Annotated in this window: 16 protein-coding genes; 3 read left to right on the top strand and 13 right to left on the bottom strand. The window is 72.7% G+C overall.

Annotation, left to right across the window (positions count from 1 at the left end; genetic code table 11):
* Positions 1-2 precede the first annotated feature (2 nt).
* From AB0I77_RS21860 to asnB, 11 genes are all read right to left on the bottom strand, one after another.
* On the bottom strand, positions 3-755 hold the full coding sequence (locus tag AB0I77_RS21860) for an SDR family NAD(P)-dependent oxidoreductase (RefSeq protein ID WP_363284310.1): 753 nt from the start codon (positions 753-755) through the stop codon (positions 3-5).
* On the bottom strand, positions 752-1,234 hold the full coding sequence (locus AB0I77_RS21855) for an SRPBCC family protein (RefSeq protein ID WP_363284309.1): 483 nt from the start codon (positions 1,232-1,234) through the stop codon (positions 752-754). Before AB0I77_RS21855 ends, AB0I77_RS21860 begins: the two co-directional genes overlap by 4 nt.
* Entirely contained in the window at positions 1,231-1,494 is a 264-nt protein-coding gene (locus tag AB0I77_RS21850) for an acyl carrier protein (RefSeq protein WP_363284308.1), read from the bottom strand. Before AB0I77_RS21850 ends, AB0I77_RS21855 begins: the two co-directional genes overlap by 4 nt.
* Positions 1,495-1,535: 41 nt before the next feature.
* Complete coding sequence (locus AB0I77_RS21845) at positions 1,536-2,750, bottom strand: ketosynthase chain-length factor (RefSeq protein ID WP_363284307.1); 1,215 nt, start codon at positions 2,748-2,750, stop codon at positions 1,536-1,538.
* Positions 2,747-4,018, bottom strand: coding sequence for a beta-ketoacyl-[acyl-carrier-protein] synthase family protein (locus tag AB0I77_RS21840; RefSeq protein WP_363284306.1), 1,272 nt, complete (start codon positions 4,016-4,018; stop codon positions 2,747-2,749). The genes AB0I77_RS21845 and AB0I77_RS21840 overlap by 4 nt, the downstream gene beginning before the upstream one ends.
* Positions 4,015-4,446 carry a cupin domain-containing protein gene (locus AB0I77_RS21835; protein ID WP_363284305.1) on the bottom strand — a complete coding sequence of 144 codons (432 nt, stop codon included), beginning with the start codon at positions 4,444-4,446 and terminating at the stop codon, positions 4,015-4,017. Before AB0I77_RS21835 ends, AB0I77_RS21840 begins: the two co-directional genes overlap by 4 nt.
* Before the next feature lie 41 nt (positions 4,447-4,487).
* Positions 4,488-4,814 (bottom strand): TcmI family type II polyketide cyclase, encoded by a 327-nt coding sequence (locus AB0I77_RS21830; RefSeq protein WP_351057945.1) that lies wholly within the window; start codon positions 4,812-4,814, stop codon positions 4,488-4,490.
* Between the two features lie 82 nt (positions 4,815-4,896).
* The gene (locus AB0I77_RS21825; RefSeq protein WP_363284304.1) at positions 4,897-5,388 is read right to left on the bottom strand and encodes a hypothetical protein; all 492 of its coding nucleotides are present in this window, start codon (positions 5,386-5,388) and stop codon (positions 4,897-4,899) included.
* Positions 5,385-6,320, bottom strand: coding sequence for a hypothetical protein (locus AB0I77_RS21820; protein ID WP_363284303.1), 936 nt, complete (start codon positions 6,318-6,320; stop codon positions 5,385-5,387). Before AB0I77_RS21820 ends, AB0I77_RS21825 begins: the two co-directional genes overlap by 4 nt.
* A gap of 83 nt (positions 6,321-6,403) precedes the next feature.
* Positions 6,404-7,447, bottom strand: coding sequence for a methyltransferase (locus tag AB0I77_RS21815; protein ID WP_363284302.1), 1,044 nt, complete (start codon positions 7,445-7,447; stop codon positions 6,404-6,406).
* 82 nt (positions 7,448-7,529) lie between these two features.
* On the bottom strand, positions 7,530-9,392 hold the full coding sequence (gene asnB / locus AB0I77_RS21810) for an asparagine synthase (glutamine-hydrolyzing) (RefSeq protein WP_363284301.1): 1,863 nt from the start codon (positions 9,390-9,392) through the stop codon (positions 7,530-7,532).
* Positions 9,393-9,699: 307 nt separating this feature from the next.
* Here asnB and AB0I77_RS21805 point away from each other — a divergent pair, with 307 nt between their 5' ends.
* Positions 9,700-10,155, top strand: a complete 456-nt coding sequence (locus AB0I77_RS21805; RefSeq protein WP_363284300.1) for a DUF1772 domain-containing protein — start codon at positions 9,700-9,702, stop codon at positions 10,153-10,155.
* Positions 10,152-11,630, top strand: coding sequence for an MFS transporter (locus AB0I77_RS21800; protein ID WP_363284299.1), 1,479 nt, complete (start codon positions 10,152-10,154; stop codon positions 11,628-11,630). The genes AB0I77_RS21805 and AB0I77_RS21800 overlap by 4 nt, the downstream gene beginning before the upstream one ends.
* A gap of 92 nt (positions 11,631-11,722) precedes the next feature.
* On the opposite strand, the gene AB0I77_RS21795 is transcribed toward AB0I77_RS21800, so the two are convergent.
* Positions 11,723-12,619, bottom strand: a complete 897-nt coding sequence (locus AB0I77_RS21795; RefSeq protein ID WP_363284298.1) for a DUF6410 domain-containing protein — start codon at positions 12,617-12,619, stop codon at positions 11,723-11,725.
* Between the two features lie 103 nt (positions 12,620-12,722).
* Positions 12,723-13,193: a DUF1772 domain-containing protein gene (locus AB0I77_RS21790; protein ID WP_363284297.1), complete on the bottom strand. Its 471-nt coding sequence runs from the start codon at positions 13,191-13,193 to the stop codon at positions 12,723-12,725.
* Between the two features lie 193 nt (positions 13,194-13,386).
* On the opposite strand from AB0I77_RS21790, the gene AB0I77_RS21785 reads away from it, so the two are divergent.
* Complete coding sequence (locus AB0I77_RS21785) at positions 13,387-14,646, top strand: acyltransferase domain-containing protein (RefSeq protein WP_363284296.1); 1,260 nt, start codon at positions 13,387-13,389, stop codon at positions 14,644-14,646.
* The last annotated feature ends 15 nt before the right edge of the window (positions 14,647-14,661 follow it).

Here is a 14,661-nt window from a genome sequence, read left to right as displayed (position 1 = left end):
CCTCAGATCCCTCCGTCCACCGCGATGGCGGTTCCGGTCACGTACCGCGACAGGTCGCCGACGAGGAACAGCACCACGTCCGCCACCTCGTCCGGCGCGCCGAGCCGGCCCAGTGAGGTCAGCGCCCGGTAGCGGGCCTGGAGCGCCTCGTACTGCTCGGGCGGGAGTTCGGCCGCCGCCTCCGTCTCGATCACCCCGGGGTCGACCAGGTTGACCCGGATGCCCCGGCCGCCGAGCTCCTTGCACAGCGTCCGGGTCAGCCCGATCAGTCCGGCCTTGGCGGCGGTGTAGTGCGCCCGCTGCGGAAGGCCGACGGTGGCCACCCGGGAACCGACGTTCACCACCGAGGCACCCTGTCCGAGCAGCGGCAGCGCCTGCTGCGTCACCAGGTAGGCGGCCGTGAGATGGGTGTCGATCACCCGGTGCCACTCCTCCTGCGGAAGGTCCTCGAAGGGGATGTGACTGATGACGCCCGCGTTGTTGACGACGGCGTCCAGCGAGCCCAGCCGGGCGCGCGTCTCCTCCAGCAGCCGCCGCACCTGCGCCGGGTCGCCGACGTCCGCGCGGATCACCTGGTGCTCGCCGGGTATCTCCTTCAGCTCGCGGGCCAGCGACGAGGCCGCCTCGTTCTCCTGTCGGTGGCAGGTGACGACGTTGGCGCCGGCCCGCGCCAGGGTGAGCACGATCGCTCGCCCGATGCCCCGGGTACCGCCCGTCACCAGCACGTTCCGATCGGTCAGTTGCGCACTCGTCATCGCTTCTCTCCCGTCCGCGCGGTGGCCGTGCGCCGAGCGGCCGCTTCGACGCGTTCCTTGATGTGCGCCATCTGGACGGGGCTGTTCTCCTCCAGGTGCGCGGCCATGGCCTGGTCGTCGAAGGGCATCTCGTCCCTGACGTGGAATTCCTGGACCCAGCGCATCTCCACGCCGCCGTCGGCCTCGCGGTAGTCCCAGAAGAGGCGCATGAAGGCGAACGGGCCGGTCTCCACCCGGTGCGCCCGTACGGTGCGGGTCGCCGGGTCGGCGGTGCGCACGGAGACCCAGCTCCAGACCTTGCCGTTCTCGTCCGGGTGCATCGTCAGCCGGAACCGCACGGTGTCGCCGTCCCGCTCCAGGACCTCCACCTTCGCGTACTCCGTGAACAGTTCCGTCCAGGACTCCAGGTCGTTCGTCATGTCCCAGACCAGATCCATCGGCGCCTCGACGCGCACCGAGCACTCGGTACGGGCGCTCATGACGCCACGGCCCCGGAGAGCTGCCGGCGGACGTACTCGGCCAGTTTCGCGGGCGTGGTCAGCTCCTGGACCGCCTCCTCCGGGACGGACGTGCCGTACTCCTTCTCGATCTTGCCGACGATCTCCAGCAGGGCGAGCGAGTCGTAGCCCAGCTCGGTGAACTCGATGCCGGAGATGTCCGATTCAAGATCGACGGAGTCGTCGACTCCCACGGCTGCGCGCATCACGCGGCGCAGGTCGTCCAGGGTGAAGTCCTGCATGGATTCCTCCAGTTGAGTCCAGTTGGAGTGTGAGATGTCGTTCAGTGCGTCAGGGCGCGGACCACGACGGCGGAGTTGAAGCCGCCGTGCCCCCGGGCGAGCACCAGCGCGGTACGGACCGGCGCGGGCCGGGGCCGGTCGAGCACGAGGTCGAGGTCGTAGCCCGGGGCGGGTTCGGTCACGTTGGCGGTGGGCGGGATGATGCCGTCCCGGACCGAGAGCAGAGCCGCCACCACGTCGAGGGCGCCGGCCCCGGCGTACAGGCGCCCGGTCATCGACTTCGGCGCGGTCACCGGGACGCCGCAGGGACCGAACACGGCCGAGATGGCCTCGGCCTCCGCCCGGTCCAGTGCGGGAACCCCGTAGGCGTCGGCGAACACGACGTCCACGTCCGCCGGGCTCACCCCGGCGTCGGCCAGGGCGCGTTCGGCGCACACGCGCAGCGTCGGCGGCCGGCCGAGCCCGGGGGCCGGGTCGAAGGTGGCGGCGTAGCCGGCGATCTCGCCGTACCGGTGAGGGGCTCCGCGCTCGGCGGCCCGCCGCGCGTCCTCGACGATCAGGATGGCTCCGCCCTCGCCCGGCACATAACCGCACGCGTCGGCGTCGAAAGGCAGGTAGGCCCGGGCGGGATCGTCACGGCGGCTGAGGTGCCCGGGCAACTGGGCGACCAGGCCGGCCGGTGACATCGCCGACTCGGTCCCGCCGGCCATGACCATCCGGTGGCCGCCGCGCAGCAGCCGGCGGCCCTGTCCGACGGCGTCCAGACCGCCCGCCTGCTCGCTGACCACGACACCGCACTGCCCGCGCAGCTTGTGCCGGATCGACAACTGCCCGGTGGTCGCCGCGAAGAACCACGCGATCGACATGTACGCGCCCACGTCCGAGGGTGTGCCGCTCCACAGGTTCTGCAGCTCCCGCTGACCGAACTCCACGCCACCGGTGGCGTTCGCCGTGACCACGCCCATCTCGTACTCGGGCAGTTCGGCCGGCACGACTCCGGCGTCCGCCATCGCCCTCTCCCCGGCCGCGAGCGCCAGATGACTCATGGTGGAGGTCTCCACCAGCAGCCGGCTGGGCACATGGTCCGCCGGGTCGAAGCCGGTGACCTCCCCGGCGAGCGTGACCGGATACGCGGTGGGGTCGAAACGCCCGATCCGCCCGATGCCGCTCTTGCGGTCCAGCGTCGCCGACCAGTACGCCTCGGTGTCCGTCCCGTTGGGGGCCATCACACCCAGCCCCGTGACCACGGCCGTCATGCGGGCACCGCCTCGGGGTCGGCCACCACGATGGCGCTCTGGAACCCGCCGAACCCGCTGCCGACGGACAGTGCCACGTCCGTACGGTGCTCCCGTGCCGTCACCGGGACGTAGTCCAGGTCGCATTCGGGATCGGGCCGGGTCAGGTTGGCGGTCGGCGGCACCACGTCGTGCGCGATGGCCAGGGCGCACGCGGCCACCTCGATCGACCCGATGGCGCCCAGGGAATGCCCCACCATCGACTTGATGGAGCTCATGGGCACCCGGTACGCGTGCTCGCCGAGCGTCGTCTTCACGGCCGCGGTCTCGTGCCGGTCGTTCTGCCGGGTGCCGGAGCCGTGCGCGTTGACGTAGTCGACCTCGTCCGGGTTCAGCCGCGCCTGGTCCAGCGCCACCCGGATCGCCTCCGCCATCTCCCGGCCGTCCGGCTTCAGCCCGGTCATGTGGTAGCCGTTGGCGCGGCCGCCGTACCCGGCGATCTCGCAGTAGACGTGCGCACCGCGGCGGCGCGCCGCCGCCAGCGACTCCAGGACGAAGAAGGCGGCGCCCTCCCCGAGGATCAGCCCGCGCCGGTCCCCGGCGAACGGGCGGCACGCCGATTCCGGCAGGTCGTTGAAGGTCGAGGTGGCCTTGATGGCGTCGAAGCAGGCCAGGGTGATGGGGGAGATCGGCGCGTCGGTGGAGCCCGCGATCACCACGTCCGCGCTGCCCTCGCGCAACAGCCCCGTCGCGTGCCCGAGCGCGTCGATGCCCGAGGTGCAGCCGGAGGAGACCACCGCGGTCGGACCCTCGGCCCCGCACGCCCACGCCACTTCGCGGGCCAGCGAACTGGGCGCGAGGTAGTCGTACAGGTGCGGCACCGCGTACTCGTGGTCGACGAGCCATTTGCGGCCGCCGTCGCTGACCACCCGGTACTCCTGCTCCAGGCCCATGGTGCACCCCACCGCGTTGCCCACGGTGACCGCGGTGCGGGCGGGGTCCAGAGCGGCGGGGTCGAGCCCCGAGTCGAGCAGCGCCTCGCGGGTGGCGACGACGGCCAGCTGGGCGGCACGGTCCATGCGCCGGATCTCCTGCGGGCCCAGCCCGTGTGCGGCGGCGTCGAAGTCGGCCTCGGCGGCCACCTGGCAGCGGAAGCCGGCCGGGTCGAAGAAGGTGATCCGGCGGGTGGCGGTGCGCCCCGCGGTGAGCATCGACCAGAACGCCTCCCGGCCGACGCCCCCGGGCGCGACCACGCCGATCCCGGTGACGGCGACCCGTGGCGCGCTCATCGGGCACCGCCGACGGGCGGGGCCGGCGCGTCGGACCGGTCCGGCAGGAACTCCGTGTCGATATGGCCCAGTTCGGGCCGCGGTGCCAGCGGCGCCAGGTGGAAGATCACCTGTGCCCGCTCACTGCCGAGGTTGACCATGCGGTGGCGCACTCCGATGGGGACCATGACGGAGTCGCCCTCGCCCAGGTCGATCAGCTCCTCGCCGATCCGGATCCGCAGCTGCCCGCCGACGACGTACACGAACTCCTCGGAGTACGGGTGGATGTGCTCGCACACGTACTCCTCGGGCTCCAGCGTCAGGGACCCGCCGAATCCCGACGTCGACTGGACGGTCCGCGGGCTGAGCAGGATGCGGACGTCTCCGCCGCGCCGCCGGTTCGGTTCGACCTCGGCGCGGCTGACCTTGCGCACAGGTGGGGCCGTCACTCTGTTCTCCTCGTGGCCGGGAACGCCGGCACCGGTCTCGCTCACCGGCTGGGCGTCCAGGTGTAGAAGGCCTGGGCCATGGCGTCCTTGGGCTCGCGCCAGTCGGGGTCGTACGGCGTCATGAACCGGGCGAGTTTGGTGTGGATGTCCTGGTACAGCGGGTGGCTGCGCGCCCGGTACAGGTTCTCGGTGATGTCCTGCTCCGCCTCGACGAGCTGGAAGTACAGCCCGTGGAACCTGAAGAGGGTGCGGCGTGAGACGCCGACCATGTACGGCAGTTCGGTCGCGTCCGACTCGGCCCAGACCTCGGCCACCGCGTCGGCATCCTCGGGTTTCATCTTCGCGACGACGAGCGTCCTGTGTGCCATCGGTGCCTCCTTGTTCGCCATGGGTCGATCGTTCTGGTGAGGCCTCGAGTTCTCGTGCAGACCGGCTCGAAGCCGTCAGCCGTCAGCCGGTGAACCGGAACCGTCCGACCCGCACGCGGGTGCCGGCCAGCAGCAGCTCGTCGCGGGTGGGCTGCCTGTCGCCCGGCAGGCCCACGCGCAGTGTGGCGACCGCGCGGGGACCCTGCCGGGCGGCCAGGTCGCCGAGCAGGTCGGCGACCTCCTCCGGGCGCTCCACGACGGTCGGCTCGGCCGTCCGCCAGCGCCCTCGCACCAGCAGCCGTACCGGCCGGCCGCCGCGCAGGTTGACCGGCCAGCCGGTGCCCACGCTGGTCGCGAGGACCTGCTCGCCGTCCTCGCCCCAGGGGCGGTAGGCCACCGGGATCCGGTAGCGGTTCCCGGTGCGGCGGCCGGTGTACTCCAGCAACATCAGCCGGCGGCTGACCAGCGCGTGCAGCGGGGACAGCAGCAGCGGCCGGACGATCCGGTTGGCCGCCCGGGCGACCGCGATCGGCGGCGGTTTCCAGTCGTCGACGGTGTCACCTGCGCGGTTCACGCCAGCGTCACCAGCTTGTAGAAGCCGTCGAACACGCGCGGCCGGCCCGTCGTGCTGCTCGTGATCCACGAGGACAGCACATAGCCGCCGGGCGGCAGCGACGCCGCCACCCGCGCGGTACGGCCGGGGGACAGCGGCGGGGATCCGGTCGCCCCGCCGATGATCGGGTTCGACGGCGGTGTGGTGCCCTCGCGCAGCGCCGCGAAGAACGCGTCCACCTCGGCGGCGGTCGTGCCCGGCCGCACCGGGAGCAGCACGGCCTCGTTGAGTACGCCCGAGTCGTTGATCACCAGGTGCGTGCCGTCCGCGTGCAGCCGGTCGTCGGGCACGAAGAAGCCGGACCGGGTGTGCCGGATCACGTCCACGGGCTCGGGCGGCTCCCCGGTCCCCGCACCCTGGACGGTCAGCGCGTGCGCGACCGGGCGGGCCGCGCTGTCGAAGTCGTACGCGAGGAAGTAGTACCGGCCGGGCCACAGGATCTGGGTGTACGTCGCGCCGACACCGGGCTGCACCGCCGCCCCGCCCAGGTTCACCGACTCCCCCTCCACCACCTTGGCGGCCGCGGCGGCCTCGGCGGGCGTGGGCGCGTTGTTCATCCGGGTCAGGTCGTCGAGGTACGTGTCGATCGGGACGCGGATGGCGACGAGGGGGAGCCCCATGCCGCCCTCCGTGGGGGTGGTGACACGGAAGGTCACCGGACCGCTGGGCACCGTGCTCGGCGCGGTGATCGAGTCCTGGGTCACGACGACGTCGAAGGCGGCGGCCGGGCCGACGGGGCGGCGCGCCGGTGACGCGGTCGCAGGGGACGCGACGGGCAGCACGCCGAGCAGGGCGCCCGCGGTCACGCCGGCGCCGAACAGCATCCGCCGCCGGGACAGGCTGTCGCTGGGCGAGGCGTCCTGGGCTGCGGGGGGCAGGGGTACGGAGGTCAAGGTACGGGTCTCCTTATACGGACGGGTAGGCGTGGCATACGAACGGGTTGCGAGGGGGTGCGGGGCGCGGCTCGGCCGTACCCTCATCCGGTCGCGGGCCCCTTGTGGCCGACGACCAGCGTGTCGGCGGCGGTCAGCGGCACCGTCTCGGTGCGGCCGAAGCCCGCCTCGGCCAGCCAGGAGAGGCAGTCGGCGCCGGTGTACTCCGAGCCGCCCGCCGTCACCAACTGCATGTTCAGGCTGAGCAGCAGGTTCTTCGGGTCGCGCCGCCCGTCGTCGATGAGGGCGTCGTAGATCAGCACCGCACCGCCCTCGGGCAGCGCGTCGTAGGCCTTGCGCAGCAGCGTCAGCCGCTGGTCGTCGTTCCAGTCGTGCAGGACGTGACCGAAGATCAGCACGTCGGCGGAGGGCAGCGGGCCCGTGAAGAAGTCGCCGGCGTGGAAGTCGAGCCGGTCCGCGAGACCGAGCCGCTCGACGTGCTCGTCGAAGAACGGCTCCACCGGCGGCAGATCGAAGCTGCCGCCCCGCAGATGCGGCTGGGCCTTGACGATCGCCGCGGCGAGGTTGCCCCGGGCCCCGCCGACATCGATGAACGACATACGGCCGCTCCAGTCGAACTCCTTGGCCAGCGCGGGCCCGACCAGGGCGTTGGCGCCGTCCATGGCGACCATGAACCCCCGCACCGCCTCGGGCTTGGAGTAGAAGTCGTCGAAGTGCGTGGGCCCCTTGGTCTGCGGCGCGCCGGTGCGCAGCAGCTCCGTCAGCTGCGCCCACAGGTTGAACTGCCAGTTCAGCATCTTCAGGAAGCCGCCCCGGTAGGGGAGTTTGCCCTCGTCGAGATAGAGGTCGGCGGCCGGGCTGTTGCGGTAGACCTCGCCGTCACGCTCGAGGGCGCCGAGGCCGACCAGGGCGTCCAGGAAGTCGCGGGTCGCGCGCGGGTGCAGCGAGAGGCGCTCGCGGATCTCCGGCTCCCGGGCCGGCTCCTTGGCGAGCAGGCTGAACAGACCCAGTTCTACGGCGCTGAGCAGTGTCTTGGAGGCCCAGTAGCTCTGCCCGAGTTCCAGCAGAGCGGCGGCGTCGGGGGTGTCCGAGGCGTCGGAGGTGCCGTGGGCGTGCGTGTCGGGCATGCGGAACTCCCTGGAGGAGGACGAATGGAACATCGGAAGGCGCGTTAGCGGGAGGTGCGTTGCGGCGCGGCGGATGCGGCGCTCAGAGGTCCAGCCGCACCCCGTACCCGTCCAGCCACGCGTTCAGCTGGAAGAGCATCTCCACGTGGGTGCGGGCCACCCAGGAGCGCGGCCCGGTGACCAGTGCCTCGGGGTCTTCGGCGAACGTCCGCGCCGCCTCGGTGTCGATCAGCCCCGCGGCCGGCGCGTCCCGGTCGGCGGCCAGCCGCCGCAGCCCGTCGCACAGGGCGCGGGCGTAGGCGACGTCCTGGGTCACCGGGTACGGAGACTTGCGGCGTTGCAGGATCGACTCGGGCAGGACGTCCGCGAGCGCCGCGCGCAGCAGGCTCTTCTCGCGGCCGTCGAAACCCTTCATCGACCAGGGCGCGTTGAACACGTACTGGACCAGCCGGTGGTCGCAGTACGGCAGGCGCAGTGCCAGACCCAGCGACTGGGCCATCGACTCGCTGTGCGGCAGCAGGGTCTCCAGCCAGCTGGTGACGTTGAGGTACCAGATCTCCCGCATCCGGTGTTCCTCGGCGGACTGTCCGGGCACGTGCGGTACGCGCCGCATCGCCTCCTGGTAGCGGTCCGAGCAGTAGCCGGGCACGTCCAGCTTGCCGAGCAGGCCCGGCTCCAGCAGGTCGGTGCCCATCCCGTGGCGGCCGCCGCTCCAGTGCGCCATCGCCGTCCAGGGGAACGTCTTGGCCTCCAGCAGCGGCGGCATCGACATCCACATGGTGCCGCCGAAGACGCCGTCCGCGGCGTCGCCGAGCACCGCGACGTCGGCATGTTCCTTGATGGCCCGTAACAGCACGTAGAGGGAGGTGTTCATGTTCCCGAGCGGACTGGGGACGTCCTTCGCCCGCAGGGCGTTGGCCTTCACCACGGGGTCCAGCAGGTCCTCCGTGCCGAGCACCACGTCGGTGTGCTCGGCGCCGACGCGCTCGACCAGCTCCCGCGCGTAGGGGGCGTCGGGCGTGGACCACACCTCGTCCGCCCGGAACTCCGCCTCCTGGCGGAAGGAGGCGGTGAAGGTGCGCAGGGGCGCGGCGCCGCGCTCGCGCAGGGTCCGGGCGGCGAGCGCGGTGACCCCGCTGGAGTCAAGACCGCCCGACAGCATCATGCACAGCGGCACATCGGCGTCGAGCTGCTCGGAAACGGCCTGGTCCAGCAGCTCCCGCACGGTGCGTACGGTCGTGTCCAGGTCGTCGGTGTGTTCGTGGGCCTCCAGCGCCCAGTAACGGTGCTCGCGCGGCCCCTCGTTGGTGACCTTGACCAGGTGCCCGGGGCGGACCTGGTGCATCCCGCGGAAGACGCCGTGCCCGGGTGTGCCGGCGTACGACAGGATCTCCCGCAGGCCGTCCATGTCGACCACCGGCTCGACCAGCGGATGGGCGAGGACCGCCTTGCGTTCGGAGCCGAAGATCACGCCGTCCGCGGTGGGGTGGTAGAACATCGGCTTGTTGCCGAGCCGGTCACGGGCCAGCAGCAGCTCCTGGGACCGGTGATCCCAGACGGCGAGACCGAAGATCCCCACCAGGTGCCGCACGCAGTCGGCGCCCCAGCGCAGATACGCCGCGAGGACGACTTCGGCGTGACCACGGCCGCGGAACCGGTGCCCCGAGGACTCCAGTTCCCGGCGCAGTTGCTCCGCGTTGTAGATCTCGCCGTCCAGCGCGGCGACCGCCACCGTCCGGCCGTCGGCGGCAAAGGCGACGGGCTCGGGCAGAGCGTCGGGGGCGAGGACGATCTGACGGCGGTGACCGAGCACCGCGCGCTCCGTGGCCCACAGACCCTCTCCGTCGGGACCGCGGCAGGCCAGGGTCGCGGTCATCGCGCGGACCGTGGCCCGCTCGCGCGTCAGGTCGCGACGGTGGTCGACCCACCCGGCGATACCAGACATGTGCCCTCCTCGTGTCGGTCCTTCTCGTCGTGTCGGGGGTACGGCCCGGGTACGGCTCGGCGCGACCGGTGCCCGCCAGGCTGTCCCGCCCCCCTCGGGCGTTTCTCAAGCCTCGATGGAGCGGGCGGGAGCACCCCGGAGCGCGGCCCGCGTGCACCCGGAGCACGGCCTTCGTGTCGAGCCCGCCTCGAACCGGTCTCGAGGCCGCACCGGCACCGTCCAGCTACGTCCGAGGTCCGACGTCCTGTCATGCGTCGTCCGTTCATGCGTCGTCCGTCGCGGAACGCGAGGAGAAGGTGAGGGGCCCATGATCGAGTTACTGGGCACGGCTGCCGTCATCGGCAGCGGCATTGTGGCGGGCGTGTTCTTCGCCGTGGCGGTCAGCGTGCTGCCGGCGGTACAGACGCTGCCCGCCGACCGGTACGTGGAACTCCACCGCAAACTCGGCGAGGGCTATCACCCGGTGATGCCGCTGGTCGTCACGGTGGGAGTGCTGGCCGACCTGGTCCTGCTGTTCCTGGCCGACGAGGCGGGCGCCCGTGCGCTGTTCGCGGTGGCGTTGCTGGCCATGGTGGGGGTGCAGGTGGTCTCCCAGTTCGGCAATGTGCCGATCAACAAGCGCGTCCACGCCCTGGACCCGGCGGCCATCCCGCCGGGCTGGCAGGACCCGCGTCCGCCCTGGCGGAACTGGCACCGTCTGCGCACCGCGTGCGCGCTGGCCGCGCTGGCCGCGAACGCCCTCGCCCTGGCCTTACTGCCATGAGCGCAACGTCAGAGCCCACGGCGGTCCCGGCGGGCCGGAAGACCGCGTCCGGCCCCCGGCACCCCCTGCGCGCGCTCGCCGTGGTCCTGCTGGCCACGTTCATGAACCAGTTCGACGTCATGGGGGTCAACGTCGCGGTCCCCGAGATCCAGCGCGACCTCGGCGCCGGAGAGGCAACCGCCCAGTGGGTGCTCGCGGGTTACGCCCTGCCGTTCGCCCTGCTGCTGGTCACCGGCGGTCGCCTGGGCGACCTCGCCGGCCGCAGACGCGTCTTCCTGGCCGGGACCATGGGCTTCACCCTCGCCTCGATCCTGGCCGCAGCGGCCGGCACGGTGCCGCTGCTGGTGCTGGCCCGGGTCCTGCAAGGAATCTCGGCCGCCATGATGGGACCTCAGGTCCTCACCGTGCTCCAGGTGACGGTGCCGCCCGCGCGCCGGGGACCGGCGATGGGCCTGTACGCCGCCGTCATCGGCCTGGCGAGCGTCGCCGGCCCTGTCCTGGGCGGAGTCCTCGTCCAGGCCGACCTGTTCGGCTGGGGCTGGCGCTCGCTCTTCCTGGTGAACATCCCGGTCGGTCTGCTGGCCGTCGCCGGCGGCCTGCGCTACCTGGACGAGTCCCGGGCGGCCGACGGCCGCCGGCTGGACCTGGCGGGAGTGGCGCTGGCGGCGCTGGCGCTGCTGCTGTTCCTGTGCCCCCTGACGTACGGCAGGGAGCTGGGCTGGCCCTGGTGGGCCTGGGCCGCGCTGGCCGCCTCGGCTCCGGCGCTGTGGCTGCTGGTGACGCACCAGCGGCGGCGGGAACGCGCGGGCGGCGCTCCGCTGATCGCCCTGCACCTGTTCGGCGGACGCGTCTTCACCGCCGGCGTCCTGGTGACGTTCAATCTCGCCGCGCTGATGACCGGGTTCTTCTTCGTCTTCGTCCTGTTCCTCCAGCACGGCCTGGACTTCGGCCCGCAGCGCGCCGGACAAGCCCTGTTGCCCTGGGCACTCGGCACGGCGCTCGCCTCCTTCCTGGCGATCCCGCTGGCCCGACGGCACGGCCGCCGGGTGCTGATCGCGGGCTGCCTCGCCGCGGTGGCGGGCGTGGTGCTCGTGACGGTCACCGTCGTGGTCGCGGGCCGGTCCCTGTCGGTACCGGCGCTCGTACCGGGCCTGCTGCTGTTCGGCATCGGCGTCGGCCTGGTCAGCACGCCCGTCCTCAACGTCACGCTGAGCGGGGTGGCGCACGCCGACGCGGGGTCCGCCTCCGGGGTGTTCTCCACGTTCCGGCAGGCGGGCGCCGCCGTCGGAGTCGCCGTCACCGGCGGTGTGTTCTACGCCCTCCTCGGCGACACGGCCGCCGCGAGCGCCGCCGACTACGCGGACGCCGTCCTCGTCACCATGCTGGTGCAACTCGCCGTCGTCCTCGGCACGCTCTGCCTGCTGTTCCTGCTGCCCCGCGGGAGCGGCAGTGCGGCTGCGGAGGACGCGCACTGAGCCATAAGGCAGGGACAACACCGCGGGGCGTACGTCGGTCCCGGCCACCGGACGAACCGGTGGCCGGGACCGACGCGACAGGCCAGGACGCGTCAGCCCGTCGCCGGGGTGCGGCGCCGCAGCCGCCGCACCCCCTGGATCACGGCCGTGACGATGCCGATGAGCATGATGCCGCCCCACAGCATGTCCGGAACGTTCGTCCCCGCCGGGATCGCGCACAGCAGGAACAGGGCCGCCAGCCCCCAGGTACGCCGGTGAGGACCCGGCGCACTCCGGCGGGCCCGCAGCGCCAGGCAGGCCACCGGCAGCAGCAGGACCAGGGCCCACCACATGGGCGCTTCGTAGCCGCCGACCGCGTCCTCCACCGGGGTGATGACCAGCAGCAGAGGCACCACCCAGACCGCCACGAAGTAGCAGCCGGTCACCACCGCGCAGAGCACCCACCACGCCGGCCGGCGCTCGCCCGGGGAGGTACGGAAGGCCAGTTCGGCATGGTCGGCGATGTTGAACGGCGAGTACAACCGGTGCCCCCGCCGTCCGGTCAGCAGGGCCGGCAAGGCCGTGACCTCGGCCCCCGCGTACCGGGCCAGCGGGCACAGCACGAACCCGAGCAGCGTGTACAGGCCCAGCCCGTCATGGAGGGCGGAGGGTCCGAGGTCCAGCGGGTAGAGCAGCGAGGGGAGCAGGAACAGCGCGGTGCCGGTCCACGGGCTCACCCGGTCCAGCACCAGCGCGGACAACAGCCGGTACGCCGCCGTGTACACCGCGGCGACCAGGAGGAAGCACAGTACCGTCCGCAGGAAGTAGGCCCCGTCGAACCGGCTGTCGCGGTCCACCCGGTACCAGACGGCGACGGCGGCGAACAGCAGCCGTAGCGCCCGTCCGGCCGGAGGCATGTCCAGCCCGACGACGGGACGGCCGCCCGGCACGGGGACGGGCCGCCGCGGCCGCACGGCCGCCCTTGATTCGCTCGTCGATTCGCTCGTCATTGCGCACACCTCCGAGATTGGGGATCGGGAGGTCCCTGCGTCAGGGCGCGTCCTGCCGGGCCGGATCGCCCTGGGGCCCTCTGGTGGCCGTGGAAGCAGGGCCCTAGACCAGGACGCCGATCGCCACGCCGTTGACGCCGACGGCGACGAGGGTGAAGGAGGCGCGTACCAGGTTCCAGTTGCGCCACCGGACCCGGCGGTGGATCAGCCGGTCGAAGTCGGGCGGCAGGGACTCGGGGTCGAGCGTCTTGAGCCACTTGTTGATCGGCACGTTCCGCCGCAGCGAGACGAAGACGGTGCCGGCCAGCAGCACCACGGCCACGGCGTACAGCGCCTGCGCGGCGCCTGGGGACACGAGCAGCGCCAGGGCCAGGTTCGTCGCCAGCGCGGTGAGCAGACAGACCGGCATGAACGGGTCGAACCGCGTCACCAGCAGCTGGTGCAGGGCGACGTACCGCTGCGGCGGCAGGGTCAGCAGCAGAGGAGCACCGAGTACGGCGATCATCAGGCCGCCCGCCGCCATGCCGCCGGTGACCGCCGCCACCGGTACGAGGATGTGCGTCAACCAGTCCATGACTCTCCGCCCTCCCGGGCCTCACGGCCGCCGACCTGGGGCGCCCAGCGTCGACGGGCGCTCTCGAGCGCGCGCGGAGAATCGCTGGAGACAGCGCCCCGGACCGGGACCGAGCCAGGGTTTCAGGGCGACTCCACGGGTTTTCGAGTGGTCATGCCCAGGCTTCGTTCGGTCGAGCCCGGAGGTGAGCGCTGTGGAACCCACGCCCAAGGCCCCGTACCTGCTGCTGTGGTCGGCGTCGGACGAGGAACGCGAAAGTCGCCGGCGGCACGCCCTGCGCCGGTATCTGACCCTGGACGACGAGCCGGACCGGCTGCCGCGCGCGGTCCGGCTCGCCCGTCGCCGCCGGGGCCTGGACCCCGTACGCGGCGCCGTCGTCGCGGACAGTGTCGACGAGGCCGTACAGGAACTGGCCGAGCAGCCGCGGCACCGCAGGCCCCAACAGCGGCCCGTGGCACTGCTCTTCCCCGGTCAGGGCGCGCAGCACCGGTCGATGGCCGCCGGGCTGTACGGCTACGAGCCACTGTTCACCCAGGCCCTCGACCAGGTCTTCGCGGCGTTCGGGCGCGAGGGACACCGGCTGCGCGACGAATGGCTGTCCGGTGACCCCGACGCGCCCCTGGACGACGCCACCCGGGCCCAGCCCCTGCTCTTCGGCGTCGGATACGCGCTGGGCCGCATGGTGCTCGGCTGGGGTGTCGTGCCGACCGCGCTCCTCGGGCACAGCGTCGGCGAACTGGTGGCCGCCACCATCGCCGGAGTGTTCACCCTGCCGGACGCCGTACGGGTGCTGGGCGACCGGATCGACGCCGCCGTGGCCACCGGGCCGGGCGGCATGCTCGCCGTCGCCGCGCCCGCCGACGAACTGGAGGGATACCTGCCGACCGGCGGCCAGGTGGCGGTCGCGGCCGTCAACGCGCCCCGCCAGACGTTGCTGGCCGGTCCCGATCCGCAGCTGCGCGAGGTCCAGGAGAAGCTCCGCGCCGCCGGCTTCACCTGCCGCCGGGCAGCCGCGCGGCAGGCGTTCCACAGCCCCGTCATGGACCGGGCCGCCGAACGGGCCCGCCCGCTGGTGGCCGCCGTACGGCCCGGCGCACCGGCCTGGCCGCTGTACTCGGCGTACACCGGCGCGGCGCTCGATGCCGCACACGCGGCCCGGCCGGATTTCTGGGCCCGGCAGCTGGCGGACCCCGTGCTGTTCTGGCCGACGCTCGACGCGCTGCTCGGCAGCGGACGCCACCTCCTCCTGGAGGCCGGCCCCGGCCAGGGCCTGACCACCATCGCCCGCCAGCACCCGGCCGTCCGGTCCGGTGACAGCGCCGTCGTATCCCTCCTCCCGGCCCGGCCGGGACCGCCCGACCGGGACCGGCGCACCGCGCTGACCGCCGCGGGCCGCCTGTGGCTGGAGGGCCACGTCCCGGAACTGACGGGCCCGTGTGCCGGTTGCCTGTGACTCTGCGGCCCACCG

This window comes from Streptomyces sp. NPDC050619, assembly GCF_040654815.1.
Lineage (GTDB): Bacteria > Actinomycetota > Actinomycetes > Streptomycetales > Streptomycetaceae > Streptomyces.
The sequence above is the reverse complement of the archived record's forward strand: the minus strand, read 5'-3'. Positions and strand labels throughout refer to the sequence as shown.